We start from the raw sequence: 16469 nt of genomic DNA, 5'->3' as shown, positions 1-16469 counted from the left end.
CGGGAGAAACGACGCTAAAACCGGCCCGGTAGGGGCGTTTTCCCCGAGATCAACGAGGAGGGGGCGCCACGAACGCGGGCGGGCACGCGCCTCCAGTACCGCGCTGCCGCCCGGACCGCGAGGGGCCGGACGGACGGCAGGCGGGGCCGGGGAACCGCCCCGCTCACTCCGTCGCCGCCATCCATGCCGACCACGCACACGCCGGACGGACGACGACGCTGCGGGAAGGGCCACCCGCCTCCGTCGTCGCCGCCATCCATCCCACACCCCGACGGCCCGCCGCCCGGCCGGGGCCCTGAAGCGGGGTACCAGCTCAGCCGCCCGCCCGGACCGCGAGGGGCCCGCCGCCCGGGAGGCGGGGCCGGGGAACCGCCCCGCTTCTGCCGTCGCTGCCAAGCACGGCGACCACGCACACGCCCGCCATCCGGCAGCGCTACCGGAAGGGGCACCGACGTCTCCCGCCCCGCTCGCCGCCGGCCTTCCGCTCGCTGACGGCCGTGAGCGGCGTACCCGCCCTCCTGTGGGGGCACCGGGGCTCCCGGGCACAAGAATGCCGCCCGCGGTCCCAGCGGACACCGCGGGCGGCAGTAGGGGCCCTGAGCGGGCGACCAGGCTCCCGGCAACTCCGTCCGGAGGGTCCCCACAACCCAGCCGGACGCCCCGCTCGCCGGGGCCGGTCGCGCACCGCCCAGGGCCGTCGTGCATCCCGCGGTGGACGGAGACACGCGGGACGCACGGCCTAGGGGAACTAGCCCAGGGGCGCCTCCAGGGCCCCGCCGGGAGCGGGCAGTTCGGGGCCGACCGACAGGCCGTCGGCCACGTCGGTGTTCAGGGCGTCGGTGGGCGCGCCCTCAGTGGGCAGGCCGCCCCCGGTGGGCAGGCCGCCATCGGTCACGGCGTCCGTCGGCAGGGACTGGGGGACCGGCAGCTCGTCGGTCGACGCCTTGTCGGTCACACCGCCGACGGTGTCGGCGACGCCGCCCTGGTCGACCGTGACCGGGGGCTCCTCGGACATGCTCTTCAGCTCCTCGGCGGTGTTCGGCAGGACGGTGCCGACCGCGCCCCCGGCCTGGTCGGCGACGCCGCCCACCAGGTCGTCGGAGGCGCCCTGCTCGGCCGAGGTCAGCTTGCGCGGGTCGTCCTGCTCGGCCACCACGACCATGTCGGAGGCGGTGTCCGCGACCTTGCGCACGGCGGGCCCGGCCCCGGGGACGGGGTTGCCCTTGGGGGTGCTGTTGACCGTGCCGTGGACCAGGCCGTTCAGGCTCTTCGCCGGGTGGCCCGCGGCCGGGTTCCCGGCCAGCGGCGCGCTCTGGTGGGCGCGCAGCGGCTTGAGCTGCTTCTTTCCGGTGTTCAGCACGCGGTTGGTGGTGCTGTGCGCCTTCCCGTTCAGCCCCGGGACCGGGTTCCCGGCCAGGGGCGCGGACTGGTGGGCGCGCAGCGGCTTCAGCGCCTTCTTCCCGCTGTTCAGCACCTGGTTGGTGGTGCTGTGGACGGTCCCGTTCAGCCCCGGCGCCGGGTTCCCCGCGAGGGCGTCGCCGCCGACCGGCGAGCTCTGGCGCTGCGTGGCCGCCGGGCCCTGGCCCAGGGCCTGGTCGACGGCGCCGTCGAGGGTCGTCATGCCCTGGTCCAGCGCGCCGCCCGCGCCGGAGGCGTCGGACCCGGCCAGGACCAGGTTGCGGGTGTCGGGCGCGGGCGCGGTGCGCGCCATGTCCGGCACCTCGCCCGCGGCGAGCGGGGCGGTGACCGGTGCCAGAGCCGCGGAGGCCATCAGCGGCGCGGCGTCGGTCAGCGGGGTGAGCGGCTGCGGGGCGGCCACGGGGGCGGCCGACGCGGCACCCGCGCCGAGGGCGGCGAAGCCGGCGGCGCCCGCCGCCACCAGAACGGCCTTCGCCGAATTCCGAGCGAACTCGAACATGGGAAATCCTTCCCGGATCGTGTGGTCTGTCGCTGTACGTGGGGATCGCCGCCGTGCGCCCGGCCTCAGACGCTGTGCGGCCACTCGGTGGGTGGGGTGCGGGCTCCCCGGCCGTGGGCTCCCGCGCCTGGTGGGCGGGGATCCTGCGGGTCGGGGCCGTCCGGCGGGTCTGGCGGACCGCCGGCCGGCGTGAACCCTCCCGTCGGGAGGAGCTCACGTCGGCCCCCAGGGCGCTGCGGCACTGGGACGTCAGGCGGTGCGGTACCAGAGGGGGTGCCGGGACGCCGCGTCCGGATGATCGGCCCGTGCTCTCACGGCACGGGGTGACGCGGCCCGTCGGGCGGGGGTGCTAGTCCGGGGAGACGCCCGGCTCGTCGGCGGGGTCCTGGGGCACGACCGCGGCGGGGACGCCGGGGGTGCCGGGCCGGCCGGCCGAGGGGCGCGGCGCGACGGCCGCGGGGAGGAAGCCCGCGACGGCGGGCGGGGCGCCGGCGGACGCCGAGGCGCCGACGGCGAGCGGGGAGGACTGGTGGGCGGCGGGAGCGCCGCGGTCGTCCCCGGCGGGGGCGGCGGAGGCGTCGGGCTCCGCCGTGTCGGCCACCCCGGCCCGCACGGGGGCGGAGGTGCCGAAGTCGTGGTGGCAGCCGCGGGAGGTGTGGACGTGCGCCTTCTCGGCACCGTCCTCCTCGGAGGCGTCGCGGCGCCCGCGGTCGTCGCCGTCGGCGCGCTCGTCCCGGTCCCCGCCGGTGCGGGCGTGCGCGGCGTCCACGGTGTCGCGGGCCAGGCCGAGGGCCTTGCGCGGCACGTCGGCGGCGCCGAGGGCACCGGCGTCACCGTGGCCGAGCCCGTTCAGGAGGTGCCCGGCGCCGGAAGCGGCCGCGGGGCGGCCGCCCTTGCCGGTGTCGGCAGCCTTGTGCGGGCCGCCGTTCTTGGTGTCCTTCTGGTTCCGGGTGCCCAGGCCCGCCACGTCGCCGACCGCGGAGACGGCCGCATTGGCGGTGCCGGTGACCGACTTGCGCGGCTTACCGCTCTGGGAGCCCTTGCCCTCCCCGGCGCCTTCGCCGGTGCTCTCGGGCTTGGCGGCGCCGTCGCTCCGGCCGGGGTTCCCGGGGGCGCCTGCGTCCTGCTTCGGGGCCTCCTGCTGCTTCGGGGCCTCCTGAGCGGAACCGCCCTGCGGAGCCGGGGCCGACTGCGCGCTCTTCGGCGCGGGTGCCGGCGCGGCGGGCGCCTGCTGGCCGGAGGCCGACGGCGCGGCCCCGCTCCCGCCCGAGGAGGGCTGGGAGGCGTCCGCGCCCGAGCCGCCGCCTGAGCCGGTCGAGCCGGTCGAACCGGTCGAACCGCCCTGCCCCCGGCCGCCGCCGTTCCCGGCGCCGTCTCCACCGGAGGAACCTCCTCCGCCGGGGACGGCGGGGGCCGACGCCTCGGCGCCCGCGGCACCGCCGACGGCCTTCGGGCCGCCGGCGCCGGGGCCGTCGTCGGCCGAGGCGGCGGCGGAGCCCGCCAGCCACGCGGCCGCCACGAACCCGGCGACGCACAGGGTCCTCCGCGCGGTCCCCGCGGCGCCGGTGCGCACGGCGGCCAGCACGCGCAGCGCGCGTCCCGGCCTTTCCGTGCGTCGCATCGCGGGTCCTCGATTCGGCGGAGGGGGAATACGGTCGGAGGGAACCCGGCCGCGGGGGCGGCCCGGATTCTGAACGCGACCGTAGCATGAACCCTTATACGGACAACCCTGATCACTGATTTTTTCCGTCACGGTCCGCACCGGAACGGATCGCCGACGCCCACCGCGGGGACGCTCCGTCACGAATGCCGGTAATTTTCACGGTGGGAAGCGAGCCGCAACGAAAGCGTGACGGTCGGAGGTAGGACCCGTGACCGAACTCCCCGAAGCCACCCCGCGCCCGCGGACCAGCCTCGATGAGCTCTTGGCCGAGCTGAACGCCCGGCTGCAGACCGAGCTGAGCAGCCGGGACCGGGTGCACTCGCTGCTGGAGGCCGTGCTGTCCATCGGCCGCGAGCTCGACCTGGGCACCGTGCTGCGGCGGCTCACCCCGGCCGCCGCGGACCTGGTGGACGCCCGCTACGCCGGGCTCGGCGTCATCGGCGAGGACGGCAGGTTCAGCGAGTTCATCCCGGTGGGCCTGAGCGAGGAGCAGGCGGCCCGGGTCAGCCGGTTCCCGCACGGGGAGGGCCTGCTGGCGGTCCCCACCCGGGAGCGCCGCGCGCTCCGGCTGAGCGACCTGTCCCGCCACCCCGGCCGCCACGGCTTCCCCGAGGGGCACCCGCCGATGCGCTCCTTCCTGGGCGTGCCGATCCAGGTGCGCGACGAGGTGTTCGGCAACCTCTACCTGACCGAGAAGCGCGGCGGCGGCCAGTTCGACGAGGACGACGAGGCCGTGGTGACGGCGCTGGCCACCGCCGCGGGCGTGGCCATCGAGAACGCGCGGCTGTACGAGGAGACCCGGCGGCGCGAGCGGTGGCTCTCGGCCTCCACCGAGATCACCACCCGCCTGCTCTCCGGGGACGACCCGCACGACGTGCTGGGCCTGCTGGCCCGCAACGCCCGCGAGATGGCCGGGGCCGACATCGCCGTGGTGCTGCTGCCCGAGGCGCGCGGGCACGAGCTGGTCGCCCGGATCGCCGACGGACCGGTGGCGGGGCAGATCCTGGGGACCCCGCTGGCGGTGTCGCAGACCGCGTGCGGCGCGGTGTACCGGCACGGCGAGGCGGTCACCATCCCGGACCTGCGGCACGCCGACTGCCCCATGCTCACCCACCGCGGCTTCGGGCCCGGGCTGCTGGTGCCGCTGGGCACCCCGGACCGCACGCGCGGGGTGCTGCTGCTCGCCAAGAAGGGGGTGAGCTCCCCGTTCGGGGCCACCACCCGGCACATGATCGACGCGTTCGCCGGGCAGGCGGCGGTCGCCCTGGAGCTGGCCGAGGCCCGCCGGGACGCCGAGCGGCTGGTGGTGCTGGAGGACCGCGACCGCATCGCCAAGGACCTGCACGACGTGGTCATCCAGCGGATGTTCGCCTCGGCGATGACCCTGATGAGCACGCTGCGGCTGGTGGACGCCCCGCAGGCGCGGGACCGGATCCAGCACACGATCGACGACCTCGACGAGACGATCCGGGAGATCCGCTCCACGGTGGTCGCGCTGCAGACCCCGCCGACGCGCAGCGACTACTCGCTGCGCGGGCGGATCCTGGACGCGGCCGAGGGGGCTGCCCGGTCGCTGGGCTGCCAGCCGGGGGTGCGGCTGGAGGGGCCGATCGACGCGTCGGTGCCCGAGCAGGTCGCCGAGCACCTGCTGGCGGTCCTGGGCGAGGCGCTGTCCAATGTGGCCCGGCACGCGCACGCCACCGAGGTGCACGTATCGGTGGACGTGGACACGCACGTCACCCTGCACGTGAGCGACAACGGCAAGGGCATCGAGCCGTGCGGGCGGCGGAGCGGCCTGCGCAACCTGGAGGAGCGCGCGCGTGACCTGGGCGGCACGTTCAGCGCGGAGCCCAGCCTCGCCGGGGGCACCCTGCTGCGGTGGAGCGTCCCCCTCCCGGACCGGGCGGAGGAGGCGGGCTCAACGGCCCGGTCGGATCAGTCGGACGTCAGGCAGAACACGTTGCCCTCGGGGTCGACCATCCTCTGAAAGGAGCCCTGCGCGTCGGTGACCACAGGGCCCTCCGCCGAAGCGACGGCAGAGCAGGTGCCCCGCTCACGGGCCGCCCCGGCCGGGCGGCGGAGCGACGGGGCGTGGGGTGGATGGCGGCGACGACGGAGGCGGGTGGCCCTTCCCGCAGCGTTGTCGTCCGACCGGCGTATGCGTGGTCGCCGTGGATGGCGGCGACGACCAGACCCGGGCGGTTCCTCGGCCCTGCCGGCCGTCCGGCGGGCCCCGGGCGGTCCGGGCGGCGGCGCGGTGATGGAGGCGCGTGCTCGCCCGCGCTCGTGGCGGCCGTCGGCCCGGTGCACCCCTGCCCGGCGATGATCTCGACAAGAGTGCTGCCATTCCGGCGGTTTTGACGGCACTTCCGTCGAGATCATCGCGGGGAGGGCCGCCCGGGTGGTGCATACCGGGCACAACAGGCAGCAAGCAAGGGGCCGGGCATCCAGCGTCGTGGAATCGACGCTTTTAGGCGGATCAGGTGTCGGTTTCACCACTCAAGATTCCCCCAGGGCGTCCGAGGCGCCAGGAAGGCACTCCGTCGGCCCTCCGCCCGGCCGGGGGCCGTGAGCGGGGTACCGGCCGGCCCGACGGCCCGCTACTCGAAGTGGGAGCGGCCCCTCGTGCGGAGTTCGGCGACCAGGACCGCCGCCTGGGTGCGGCGTTTGAGGTCGAGCTTGGACAGCAGGCTCGACACGTAGTTCTTCACGGTCTTCTCCGCCAGGTCCAGCCGCTCGCCGATCTGGCGGTTCGTCAGGCCCTCGCCGATCAGGTCGAGGATCTGGCGCTCCTGGGGGCTCAGCTCCGACAGCGGGTCGGGGCGCGGCGGGTTGCTGCGCAGGCGCTCCATCACCCGGCCCGTGCTGCCCGGGTCCAGCAGCGACCCGCCCGCGGCCACCGTGCGCACCGCCCCGACCAGGTCGGCGCCGTGGATCTGCTTGAGCACGTACCCCGCGGCTCCCGCCATCACCGCCTCGAACAGGGCCTCGTCGTCGGCGAAGGAGGTCAGCATCAGGCAGGCGATCTCGGGGCGGTCCGACCGGATCTCCCGGCACACGCCCACCCCCGACCCCCCGGGCAGGCGCACGTCCAGCACCGCCACGTCCGGAGAGGCCGCGGGGATGCGCGCGAGCGCCTGCTCGGCGGTCCCGGCCTCGCCGACGACCTTCATGTCCTCCTCGCCGTCCAGGAGCGCCGCCACGCCCCTGCGGACCACCTCGTGGTCGTCGACCAGGAAGACCTTGATCGGTTTCGTCGCGGTTCCCGGCGCCATGGGCTCCCCTCCCCGGAGCGCCCGGACCGTTCCGGGCGCGTGTCGCTGCGGATTCGACGGAAACGACGGTATTACCCCCTTCGACCCGCGCGTCCGCCGAAGGTCGTCAATGGGGTCGGCCCAAGGTCCCGAATCCCGCGTCCGCTGCAGATCAGGGCACGGCCGGGCGCGGACGCGGCCCGCGCCGCCCCGCGGGGACGCGGACCCCGCGGGGCGGCGCGGCGGCGGTCTCACACCATTCAGACCACCAGCGACGGCCAGGGGATCGCCTCCTCGTAGGCCCGGGACGCCGCGAGCACCCGCCCGTCGGCGTGCCGGGCCCCCACGATCTGCAGGCCCACCGGGAGCCCCCCGCCGGTCAGCCCGCACGGGACGCTCGCCGCCGGCTGGGAGGTCATGTTGAACGGGTAGCTGAACCCGGCCCAGGACGTCCAGCGCGGGTCGGAGGAGCCCGGGGGCACCTCCAGGCCCGCCTCGAACGCGGCGATCGGCATGGCGGGGGTCAGGAGGAGGTCGTAGCGCTCGTGGAACAGCCCCATCGCCTCGCCCATGGACATCCGCAGGGCGGTGGCGCGGAGGTAGTCCACGGCGCTGTAGCGGCGCCCCTCCTCGACGATCTCCAGCAGCCCCGGGTCGACGCGCTCCAGGTCCTCCTCGCTCACCCCCTCCATGGCCTTGGCGGCGCCGCTGTACCAGAGCACGTGGAACTCCTCGCGGCAGTCGGGGACCGGCGGGTCCTCCCGCTCCACATGCGCGCCGAGCTCCTCGAACACCCCGGCCGCCCGCTCGCACAGCCGGGCGACCTCCGGGTCCACGCCGATGCCCCACAGCGCGGGGCTGTAGGCGACGCGCAGCCCCCGCACGTCGGCGGCGGCCACCGCCTCGGCGAACGACTCGGCCGGGGGCGGCATGGCCCCCCAGTCGCGCGCGTCCGGGCGGCTGATCACGTCCATCATCAGCGCCGCGTCGGTGACGGTGCGGGTGATGGGCCCGGTGTGCGCGAGGCTGCCGAAGGCGCTGGCGGGGTGGTGCGGGACCCGGCCCCACGTGGGCTTGAGGGCGTAGACCCCGGTGAAGGAGGCCGGGATGCGCACCGACCCGCCGCCGTCGGTGCCGGTGGCCATCGGGCCCATGCCGGCGGCGACCGCGGCCGCCGCCCCGCCGCTCGACCCGCCGGGGGTGCGCGACAGGTCCCACGGGTTGCGGGTGATGCCGGTGACCGGGGAGTCGGTGACGCCCTTCCAGGCGATCTCGGGGGTGGTGGTCTTGCCGGTGAACACCGCCCCGGCCTCGCGCAGCCGGGCCACCACGGGGGAGTCGTCGTCGAAGGGGGCGTGCGCCCCGGCCACGTGCGATCCGCGCCGGGTGGGGTGCCCGCGCATCAGGTGCACGTCCTTGACCGCGACGGGGACACCGTCCAGCGGCCCGATCGGGGTGCCCCGTGCCCACCGCTCGGCCGACGCGCGCGCCTGTTCGCGCGCCTCGTCGGCGAAGACCGCGCAGAAGGCGTTGAGCGCCGCGTCCTCGCGGTCGATGCGCGCCAGGACCGACTCCAGCGCCTCCACCGGGGTGGGGCCGCCGCGGGCGAACCCCTCCAGCAGGTCGGCCGCCGTCAGGTCGGCCGGCGCGTCCCGGTCCACCGCCTCCCCCTCATGCCTGGTCGTCATCTATGACCCCTCCGTTCTTCCAGCCCGTCCGTCCGCGGAACACCGCTACCCGCGCGGATACCCCCGCGCCTTGTCCACGAGGTTGCGCGGCTCCTCGCCGCGCAGGCGGCGGTCGAGGTTGTCCAGGAAGACCCGCACCAGCTCGTCCTTCCACCCCGCGACGTCCCCCGACATGTGGGGCAGCACGACCGCCTGGGGCAGGTCCCACAGCGGCGAGGCGTCCGGCAGCGGCTCGGTCTCGAACACGTCGAGGGCGGCCCCGGCGATGGTCCCCTCGCGCAGCGCGCGCACCAGGTCCTCCTCGACGACGATGGGGCCGCGCGCGACGTTGATCAGCCGCGCCTCGGGCTTCATCCGGGACAGCAGCCGGGCGTCGAACAGGCCCCGGGTGGCGTCGGTGAGCGGCGCGGCGACGACGGCGTAGTCCACGCCGCCGAGGGCGTCGCCGATCCCGCCCGGCGCACCGGGGTCGGCGGAGACGACGGTGCCGAAGTCGGGGTCGCCGGTGCGGGGGGTGCGCCCGGCGCCCATGACCTCCAGCCCGGCGGCGGACAGCAGGCGGGCGATGGCGCGGCCGATGGGGCCGGTGCCCACGACCATCGCGGTGCGGCCCTGGATCCGCTCGCTCTCCCGCCACTTCCAGGTGTGGGAGCGCTGCAGGTCGCGGCTGCCGTGCAGGTCCTTGGCGAAGGACAGGACGAGGCCGAGCACGGTCTCGGCGATGGGCCCCTCGAAGACGCCGCGGGAGTTGGTCAGCTCCACGCCGCTGTCGACCAGCCCGGGGAACATCAGGTTGTCCACCCCGGTGGTGGCGGCGTGCACCCACTCCAGGGAGTCGGCGGCGTCCCAGGCGGCCGTCAGGGCCTCGGTGAACAGGTCCCACACCAGCAGGATCCGCGCCCCGGGCAGCGCATCGGCGAGCTGCCCTGCGGTGGCGTAGCGGACCTCGGACAGGCCGGGGTGGCGGTCGATGCGCTCGCGGCCGGGGGGCAGCTCCCCGCCGTGCAGGACGACGAGGGCGGGCGCGGAGGGGTCGGCGGTCGTCACGGGGGCGGCTCCGGAATCAACGGTCGTGCTCGTGTCGCTGCTCCCCTACCCGTCGGCCCGGTGGGCGATCACGGGTGCCGCGAAGCCTTTGAAACGCTAGGGACCGCCCCTACGATTGTCAACAATCGACGGACGCGCGCACCTGGTGACGGTGAGGTGACCCGCCGTCCCGAGTGACCGTTGATCCGTCGGGGAGCGCGATCGTATGATTGTCGACAATCAGCGGATGATGTACCCCTGTGCGGGCGAGGACACCCGTGGGACGCGGGCGCCCGCGCACACACCAGGGCTGCGGGCCGCGCCACGGGCGGCCACCAGCACCGCGCCGCACCCACCGCGACGAAAGGGCCGATGCCACGATGCCCCGGTACATGTCCATCACTCTGGAGAAGCGCGGCGTGGAGTGCGTCGCCGAGCTCTACGACAAGGACGCCCCCCGCACCTGCGAGGCCGTCTGGAACGCCCTGCCCCAGGGCGGCGACGCCTACCACGCCAAGTACGCCCGCAACGAGGTGTACACGATGGTGCCGCGCTTCGCCGAGGAGGAGCCCGGCCAGGAGAACCCCACCGTCACGCCCATCCCCGGCGACGTCGTGTACTTCTCCTTCAACGGGGGCATGCTCGACCGCCGCTTCAAGGAGGAGAAGGGCATCGACGCCCTCCCCGGCGTGATCGACCTGGCCGTCTTCTACGGGCGCAACAACCTCCTGCTCAACGGGGACGTGGGCTGGGTGCCCGGAAACGTCTTCGCGGGCATCGTCGAGGGCCTGGACCGGATGGCCGAGGCCTGCAACGACGTGTGGCGCTCGGGCGGCGCCGGGGAGCGCCTGGTCTACCGGCGCCTGGAGCGCTGATCCGGTCCCGCGCGCGGACCACCCCGCGGATGAGAACCGACGACCCCTGCACAGGTAAGCGAAGAAGGAGGTGAGTGACCAATGCGGACCGAACACGGAACCACCGGCCCGGCCTGCGGAGGAGGGCCCGGGGTGTCGGCGCCCCGGACCCGCGGCCCCGAGGCCGAGCGGGACGCGTCGCTGTCGCTGCTGGGCGAGCGCGGCCTGCTCCCCGACCAGGAGACGGCGAACGGGCTGGTGGAGATCTCGGCGGTGGCCGAGACCCCCTCGCAGTCGGGCGTGGGGATGATCGCGCCCTATGACTTCGCGCTCGACCGCGAGCTGTGGCGCTGGGCGCCCGACGACGTCTCCCTGTACGTCACCCGGCTGCCGTTCGTGCCCGTTCCGGTGACCGTCGACCAGGCCTCGGCCCTGAGCGACGGCGACGGGGCGGCGCGCGCCACCCGCGACCTGCTGGCGCCCGAGCCCCTGGTCGTGGGGTACGCGTGCGCCTCGGGCAGCTTCGTCCACGGCGCCGAGGGCCAGCGGCGGCTGCGCCGCTCCATCCTGGACGCGGGCGCCCCCGCGGCGGTCACCACCTCCGGGGCGCTCATCGACGCGCTGGAGGCGGTCGGCACCCGCCGGGTCGCCGTGGTCACCCCCTACGTGGACAGCGTCACCGAGCGCCTGGTGGCCTACCTCGGCGAGCACGGCACCGACGTGGTCTCCGCGGTGGGCCTGGGCCTGCTGGACCACATCTGGAAGGTCTCCTACGCCGAGGTGGTCGAGGCGGTGCGCGGCGCCGACCGGCCCGAGGCCGAGGCGGTCTTCATCAGCTGCACCAACGTGCTCACCTACGACATCATCGCGCCGCTGGAGCGGATGCTCGGCAAGCCGGTGCTGGCGGCCAACCAGGTCACCATGTGGGCCGCCCTGCAGGCGGTCGGCCGGCACCCGGTGGGCGCCGGGCAGCACCTCGTCGAGGCGACGGCCCCGGGCGGCGGCGCGCACGGCGGCCGGGACGGCCGCGGAGGAGACGGTACGGAGAGGCGGTCGGCATCGGCATGACCATCGCGGGATTCCTCTACCCCGGCTACAGCGCCGAGGACGACTACCCGGTCCTGTCCGGGCTCCTCGGCCCGGGGACGGAGCTGCGGGTGGTGCACACGCTCATGCGCGAGGACGCGCACCGGGTGGACGCGCTGCTCGACGTCGGCGGGGACGACGTGCTCGGCGAGGGGGCGCGCGAGCTGCGCTCCCTGGGCGTCGACGCGGCGGTGTGGGCCTGCACCAGCGGCAGCTTCGTCTTCGGCTGGGAGGGCGCGGCCGAGCAGGCCGAGAACGTGGGCCGGGAGGCCGGGTGCCCCGCCTCCAGCACCTCGTTCGCGTTCGTGAACGCGGTGCGCGCCCTGGGGCTGAGCCGGGTGGCCGTCGCGGCGACCTACCCCGACGACGTGGCGGTGCGCTTCGCGGAGTTCCTCGGGCACGCCGGGATCGAGGTGGCCGCCTGGGCGGGCCGCGGCATCGTCACCGCGGCCGAGGTGGGCACCCTGCCCCCGGAGGACGTGCTGGAGTTCGCCGCCGCGGGCGACCACCCGGACGCCGAGGCGGTGCTGGTGCCCGACACGGCGCTGCACACCGCCGGGGTGCTGGACGCCCTGGAGGAGCGGCTGGGCAAGACCGTGCTCACCGCCAACCAGGTGAGCGTGTGGGAAGGGCTGCGCCTGGCCGGGGACACCGCCCCGCGCGAGGGCCTGGGCACCCTGTTCCGGGCAGGGGCGTCCGAAGCGGCCGCGCAGCGGACATAAGGTGCGACGCACGCGGAACGTGTGCGCGTGCGGCCGCCCGTCCGGGCGGCCGCACGCTCGAGAGCGAGGTGAACACATGTCATGACCTCCCCAGGACGACTCCATCCCGTACCGAGGAGATCGACGTCGGAGCTGATCGCCGACCAGCTCCGGGAGGCGATCATGTACGGCTCCCTGTCCCCCGGCGACCAGCTGGGCGAGACCGATCTGGCCTCCCGCCTGGGCGTCAGCCGCGGCCCGCTCCGCGAGGCCATGCAGCGCCTGGTGCAGGAGGGGCTGCTGCGCAGTGAGCGGCACCGGGGCCTGTTCGTGCGCGAGCTGACCGCCGACGACGTGCGCGACGTCTACGTGGCCCGGCTGGCGGTCGAGCGGACCTCGTGCGCCCTGATCATGCGCGGCAACCGGGGCGAGGCCCTGGCCCGGCTCACGGCGGCGCTGACGGCGCTGGAGGAGGCCGCCGCCACCGGCGACCGGGACGCGATGAGCGACGCCGACCAGGCCTTCCACCAGGCGCTGGTGAGCTGCTCGGGCAACTCCCGGCTGGAGCGGATGGCGCAGACGCTGCTGGTGGAGACGCGCATGTGCCTGACGGTGATGCAGCGCAGCTACCCGGAGCCGGACGAGCTGGTCGAGGAGCACCGCAAGCTGCTGGACGCCATCACCGACGGCGACGAGGAGCTGCTCCTGGAGCTGATCTCGGCGCACATGCTGGACACCGTCGAGCGGGTCAACGGCGGTTCCTGAGGCGTCCGGGGGCGCCGGGCCTCAGCGCCCCTCGGGCGGCGCCGGGGCGCCGGCGCCCTCCGGCAGCGGGGCGGCCCGGCGCGCCCGCCGCCCGGTGCTCCGCCCGCCCACCTTGAACAGGATGAGCTCGAAGGTGGCGGCGAGCAGGCAGATCCGGAGCAGGTCCTGGACCAGGCGGGTGACCACCGACACCGGCTCCAGCCACGGCCACCACTGGAACCAGTCGTCGGGCCCGAAGAAGAGGTAGAAGCCGCGCTCCATCCACTCGGTGCCCAGCATCACGAGGACGTAGTACAGCGAGAAGGACAGGTAGAAGACCGGGCTGACGCTGAGGATGAACTTGAAGGCGTTGATGAAGGGGATGTACTTGTCCCCGGCGTCCTTGCGCATCCAGGTCCGGACCGCGGCGACCGGCCCCTTGGCGGAGGTCAGCACGCGCTCCAGGCGGGCGGTGCGGCCCTTGCCGTTGAACAGCCCGCTGTAGCGGTCCATCTGGGCGCCGAAGACGACCGCGGTGATGGTCAGCCAGACCAGCGGCTGGAGGAAGCCGTCCTTGAAGATCGACCACGTGGTGTCGATCGACCGGTAGATCTGCAGCAGCGTGTCCTGCAGGTCGACGCCGATCTGCACCGAGGCCCAGTTGACGGCGCCGTCGATCCCGTCCTGGACGACCACCCAGGCGGCCCGGCTCTTGGCCCACTTCCAGAACTCGGTGAACGCGGACACCAGCGTGAAGGTGCCCATGAACATCCAGGTGGCCTCGAACAGAGCGGTGCCCAGGCCGAGGAACTTGTTGTCGTTCTTCTTGTAGTAGTGCTCGAACAGCGCCCGGAGGCCGAACGCGGCCGCCGCGATGACCAGCATGGGCCCGGAGTGGTCCAGCGTGCCGAGGTCGAGCAGCGTGTCCAGGCCCTCCTCGTTCACCGCGGCGATGGTGAGCTTGCGGTACTCCTCGGCGTAGAGGTCCCAGGCGCTGTAGAAGATCAGGAACGGCAGGATCGCCATCGCGATGGCGTCCACGATCGTGCGCTCGGCGAGGGCGACGCTTCCGCGCTGGGCCGTGTCGCGCAGGGCCCCCGACCGCACCCGCTGGTACTCCGCGTCCACCGTGGGCAGCGCCGGGCGCAGCATGTGGAACATGATGATGTAGGTGGCGAGCTGGACCAGCAGGAGCACGCCCAGGGCCACGTAGCCGAGCACCGGCTCGAAGGCCGCCGCCTTGGCCATGCCGCGCAGCAGCAGGCGGTAGACGATGTCCCCGGCCAACCAGACGCACAACAAAGGTGCCCAGTAGCGCCTCAGGAGATCGAGGGTGTCCAAGGGCAGTCGCGCTGCGAAAGGGGCCGGGCTTCTCATGGCCGGTGCATCTTATCCGGGCCGGGTGACAGACCGGTCGACCGCGGGGCCGCTGGCCGGACTCGGCCGCGCCGGACCGCCCGGGTGCGGTAGGAACGGAGGGGACGGCGTTGACGGCGGGGAGGAAGCGCGGATGACCTCAGGGGCCAAGGGCGACGGCGACGGCTGGATCACGCTGGCGGACGGGACGCACAGGTGGGGGCGGTACGGGGCGGCGGGGCTGCTGCTGCACGCGCCCGGCCCGGACGGCGGCCGGTGCGTGCTGCTGCAGCACCGGGCCGCCTGGAGCCACCAGGGCGACACCTGGGGCCTGCCCGGCGGTGCCGCGGACAGCGGGGAGGGCCCGGTCGCCGCGGCGCTGCGCGAGTTCGGCGAGGAGGTCGCCGGGGACCTGGGCGCGGTCGAGGTGACCGGGGTGTACCGCGCCGGGGACCGGGTCTGGCACTACGACTCGGTGCTCGCCGCCGCCCCGGAGGCGGCCGAGTTCGCGCCCGGCAACGCCGAGAGCGAGGCGGTGCGCTGGGTGCCGCTGGACGAGGTGCCGGCCCTGCCGCTGGTGCCCGCGTTCGCCGACGCCTGGCCGCTGCTGCGGTCGGCGCTGGGGGCCCGGCTCGACCTGGTCGTGGAGGCCGGCCCGGTGCTGGAGCGGGCGGGGGAGGCCGCCACGCCGGAGCGGACGTCGGCCCTGCGGGACGCGCTGGCCGGACTGGCCCGCGCCGGCGTTCCCGCGGGGGACCTGCCCTCGGGCCTGGGGCTGCCGCCGCTGCACACCTGGTTCCCGCGGGTGCGGCTGGTGACCCCGGTGCCGGTGGCCCCGGTGCCCGGGGTCGAGGTGGTCGCGGACGCCGGGCGGGCGGGCGGCGGCCGGGGCTCGGTGCTCACCGTCACCGCCGCCGGAGGCCCGGGCACCGTGCCTCCGGCGTGGCTGCTGGAGCGCACGGAGGCGGCGGACCCGGTCCCCGGGTCAGACCGCGAGGTGGCCCTCTGAGACGGTGACCGCCGACCCGCCGATGCGCACCCGCCCCGGCTCCTCCGGCGGCACCTCGACCGAGAGCCGCCCGCCGCGCGCGGAGCACTGGAGGGCCTCGAAGGCGGTGCCTCCGAGCCGCTCCGCCCAGTAGGGGGTGAGCACGGTGTGGGCGCTGCCGGTGACCGGGTCCTCGTCGACGCCGACGTCGGTGGCGAAGAAGCGGGACACGAAGGCGTAGGGGCGGCCCTCGTCGGCGCGGGCGGTGACGATGACGCCGCGCTCGGCGTAGCCGCCGAGCCGGGAGGGGGCCGGGTCCAGGCCGCGCACGGCCGACTCCTCGGCCAGCTCGACGATGAGGTCGCCCGTCCCGGCGGTCCCGGCGCGCACGATCCCGGCGCCGAGCGCCTCCGCGAGGCCGTCGGGGACCGGGGCCTCCTGCGGCGGGTGGGCCGGGAAGTCCATCCACAGCCGTCCGTCGCGCCGCTCGACGGTGAGGACGCCGCTCCACCGGGTGGAGAAGCGGATGGGGCCCACGACCCCGTCCTCGGCCAGGGCATGGGCGGCGGCGAGGGTGGCGTGGCCGCACAGCGCCACCTCCACGGCGGGGGTGAACCAGCGCAGCCCGTAGTCGGCCGCGGGGTCGGCGTCGGGCACGACGAAGGCCGTCTCGGAGAGGTTGAACTCGGCGGCCACCTGCTGGGCCCACCGGGCGTCGTGGGGGCCGTCCAGCACGATCACGGCGGCCGGGTTGCCCGAGAAGGGGCGGTCGGTGAAGGCGTCCACGACGCGGAAACGGGTCATGGTCGGCAAGCTAACAGCGCCCCGGCCCACCCCGGGGCCCAGGGTGGGGGCACTCTCTCGTGATCTGGCGGAGAGCGCCCCTACCGGGCCCGCGCAAGTCTTGGGTCTTTGGGGTCGCCGGTGTCCTCCCCGGCCAGAGCAGTGGCCACAGAGCTCCGTGATCGCGGGCGCACACGTGGCGACAGCGGCGGCCCGCCTGGCGGGTCACTGCCGGTGGTGCTCCCGGGGCCGTGGCAGGGGGGGGCACCGACTCCCCCCGGGGCAACCGGCCCGTGCCCCCACACCAAGAACCCAAGAGCTTGAGGGGCCTGTCCTAGCGTCCTTTTCCCCGAGTTCAACGAGGGAGCGGCCGCGCATGCGCCGACGGCGGGCACTACCGGGCGGGGT

General features: G+C 75.1%; 13 protein-coding genes. 6 read left to right on the top strand and 7 right to left on the bottom strand.

Annotation, left to right across the window (positions count from 1 at the left end; genetic code table 11):
- Positions 1–748: 748 nt before the first annotated feature.
- Both O4J56_RS23775 and O4J56_RS23770 read right to left on the bottom strand, forming a co-directional pair.
- Positions 749–1918 (bottom strand): hypothetical protein, encoded by a 1170-nt coding sequence (locus tag O4J56_RS23775; RefSeq protein ID WP_270688782.1) that lies wholly within the window; start codon positions 1916–1918, stop codon positions 749–751.
- A 349-nt stretch (positions 1919–2267) separates the two neighbouring features.
- The gene (locus tag O4J56_RS23770) at positions 2268–3539 is read right to left on the bottom strand and encodes a hypothetical protein (RefSeq protein ID WP_270688781.1); all 1272 of its coding nucleotides are present in this window, start codon (positions 3537–3539) and stop codon (positions 2268–2270) included.
- Positions 3540–3789: 250 nt separating this feature from the next.
- Here O4J56_RS23770 and O4J56_RS23765 point away from each other — a divergent pair, with 250 nt between their 5' ends.
- Positions 3790–5568 carry a sensor histidine kinase gene (locus O4J56_RS23765; protein WP_270688780.1) on the top strand — a complete coding sequence of 593 codons (1779 nt, stop codon included), beginning with the start codon at positions 3790–3792 and terminating at the stop codon, positions 5566–5568.
- 613 nt (positions 5569–6181) lie between these two features.
- Here the strand turns inward: O4J56_RS23765 and O4J56_RS23760 are convergent.
- The 3 genes from O4J56_RS23760 to O4J56_RS23750 form a co-directional block, all read right to left on the bottom strand.
- Entirely contained in the window at positions 6182–6856 is a 675-nt protein-coding gene (locus tag O4J56_RS23760; RefSeq protein ID WP_270688779.1) for a response regulator, read from the bottom strand.
- Positions 6857–7095: 239 nt separating this feature from the next.
- Complete coding sequence (locus O4J56_RS23755; protein ID WP_270688778.1) at positions 7096–8523, bottom strand: amidase; 1428 nt, start codon at positions 8521–8523, stop codon at positions 7096–7098.
- Positions 8524–8568: 45 nt separating this feature from the next.
- Positions 8569–9570, bottom strand: a complete 1002-nt coding sequence (locus O4J56_RS23750; protein ID WP_270688777.1) for a D-2-hydroxyacid dehydrogenase — start codon at positions 9568–9570, stop codon at positions 8569–8571.
- 371 nt (positions 9571–9941) lie between these two features.
- Here O4J56_RS23750 and O4J56_RS23745 point away from each other — a divergent pair, with 371 nt between their 5' ends.
- The 4 genes from O4J56_RS23745 to O4J56_RS23730 all read left to right on the top strand — a co-directional run bounded on the left by O4J56_RS23745 (position 9942) and on the right by O4J56_RS23730 (position 12955).
- Positions 9942–10424, top strand: coding sequence for a DUF3830 family protein (locus tag O4J56_RS23745; protein ID WP_270679054.1), 483 nt, complete (start codon positions 9942–9944; stop codon positions 10422–10424).
- A gap of 81 nt (positions 10425–10505) precedes the next feature.
- Entirely contained in the window at positions 10506–11471 is a 966-nt protein-coding gene (locus O4J56_RS23740; RefSeq protein ID WP_270688775.1) for a maleate cis-trans isomerase family protein, read from the top strand.
- A complete protein-coding gene (locus O4J56_RS23735) occupies positions 11468–12211 on the top strand; it encodes a maleate cis-trans isomerase family protein (RefSeq protein WP_270688773.1) in 744 nt (247 codons plus the stop codon). The genes O4J56_RS23740 and O4J56_RS23735 overlap by 4 nt, the downstream gene beginning before the upstream one ends.
- Positions 12212–12292: 81 nt before the next feature.
- Complete coding sequence (locus tag O4J56_RS23730) at positions 12293–12955, top strand: GntR family transcriptional regulator (protein WP_270688771.1); 663 nt, start codon at positions 12293–12295, stop codon at positions 12953–12955.
- 21 nt (positions 12956–12976) lie between these two features.
- Here O4J56_RS23730 and O4J56_RS23725 read toward each other — a convergent pair whose 3' ends face one another.
- A complete protein-coding gene (locus O4J56_RS23725; RefSeq protein ID WP_270688769.1) occupies positions 12977–14275 on the bottom strand; it encodes a hypothetical protein in 1299 nt (432 codons plus the stop codon).
- 169 nt (positions 14276–14444) lie between these two features.
- Between O4J56_RS23725 and O4J56_RS23720 the strand changes: the two genes are divergently transcribed.
- Entirely contained in the window at positions 14445–15299 is an 855-nt protein-coding gene (locus O4J56_RS23720; RefSeq protein ID WP_270688768.1) for an NUDIX domain-containing protein, read from the top strand.
- Here the strand turns inward: O4J56_RS23720 and O4J56_RS23715 are convergent.
- The gene (locus O4J56_RS23715) at positions 15276–16082 is read right to left on the bottom strand and encodes a PhzF family phenazine biosynthesis protein (RefSeq protein WP_270688766.1); all 807 of its coding nucleotides are present in this window, start codon (positions 16080–16082) and stop codon (positions 15276–15278) included. The two genes, O4J56_RS23720 and O4J56_RS23715, sit on opposite strands and share 24 nt — an antisense overlap.
- Between the last annotated feature and the right edge of the window lie 387 nt (positions 16083–16469).

The sequence above is a fragment of the Nocardiopsis endophytica genome (genome assembly GCF_027706725.1).
Classification (GTDB): Bacteria; Actinomycetota; Actinomycetes; order Streptosporangiales; family Streptosporangiaceae; genus Nocardiopsis_A; species Nocardiopsis_A endophytica.
Note: the sequence above shows the minus strand (reverse complement) of the source record. Positions and strands in the feature narration are given on the sequence as shown.

Bases quoted from the DNA above. Each gene is read 5' to 3' on its own strand.
- O4J56_RS23775 (WP_270688782.1), bottom strand. From the start codon at position 1,918: ATGTTCGAGTTCGCTCGGAATTCGGCGAAGGCCGTTCTGGTGGCGGCG.
- O4J56_RS23770 (WP_270688781.1), bottom strand. From the start codon at position 3,539: ATGCGACGCACGGAAAGGCCGGGACGCGCGCTGCGCGTGCTGGCCGCC.
- O4J56_RS23760 (WP_270688779.1), bottom strand. From the start codon at position 6,856: ATGGCGCCGGGAACCGCGACGAAACCGATCAAGGTCTTCCTGGTCGAC.
- O4J56_RS23755 (WP_270688778.1), bottom strand. From the start codon at position 8,523: ATGACGACCAGGCATGAGGGGGAGGCGGTGGACCGGGACGCGCCGGCC.
- O4J56_RS23745 (WP_270679054.1), top strand. From the start codon at position 9,942: ATGTCCATCACTCTGGAGAAGCGCGGCGTGGAGTGCGTCGCCGAGCTC.
- O4J56_RS23740 (WP_270688775.1), top strand. From the start codon at position 10,506: ATGCGGACCGAACACGGAACCACCGGCCCGGCCTGCGGAGGAGGGCCC.
- O4J56_RS23735 (WP_270688773.1), top strand. From the start codon at position 11,468: ATGACCATCGCGGGATTCCTCTACCCCGGCTACAGCGCCGAGGACGAC.
- O4J56_RS23730 (WP_270688771.1), top strand. From the start codon at position 12,293: ATGACCTCCCCAGGACGACTCCATCCCGTACCGAGGAGATCGACGTCG.
- O4J56_RS23720 (WP_270688768.1), top strand. From the start codon at position 14,445: ATGACCTCAGGGGCCAAGGGCGACGGCGACGGCTGGATCACGCTGGCG.
- O4J56_RS23715 (WP_270688766.1), bottom strand. From the start codon at position 16,082: ATGACCCGTTTCCGCGTCGTGGACGCCTTCACCGACCGCCCCTTCTCG.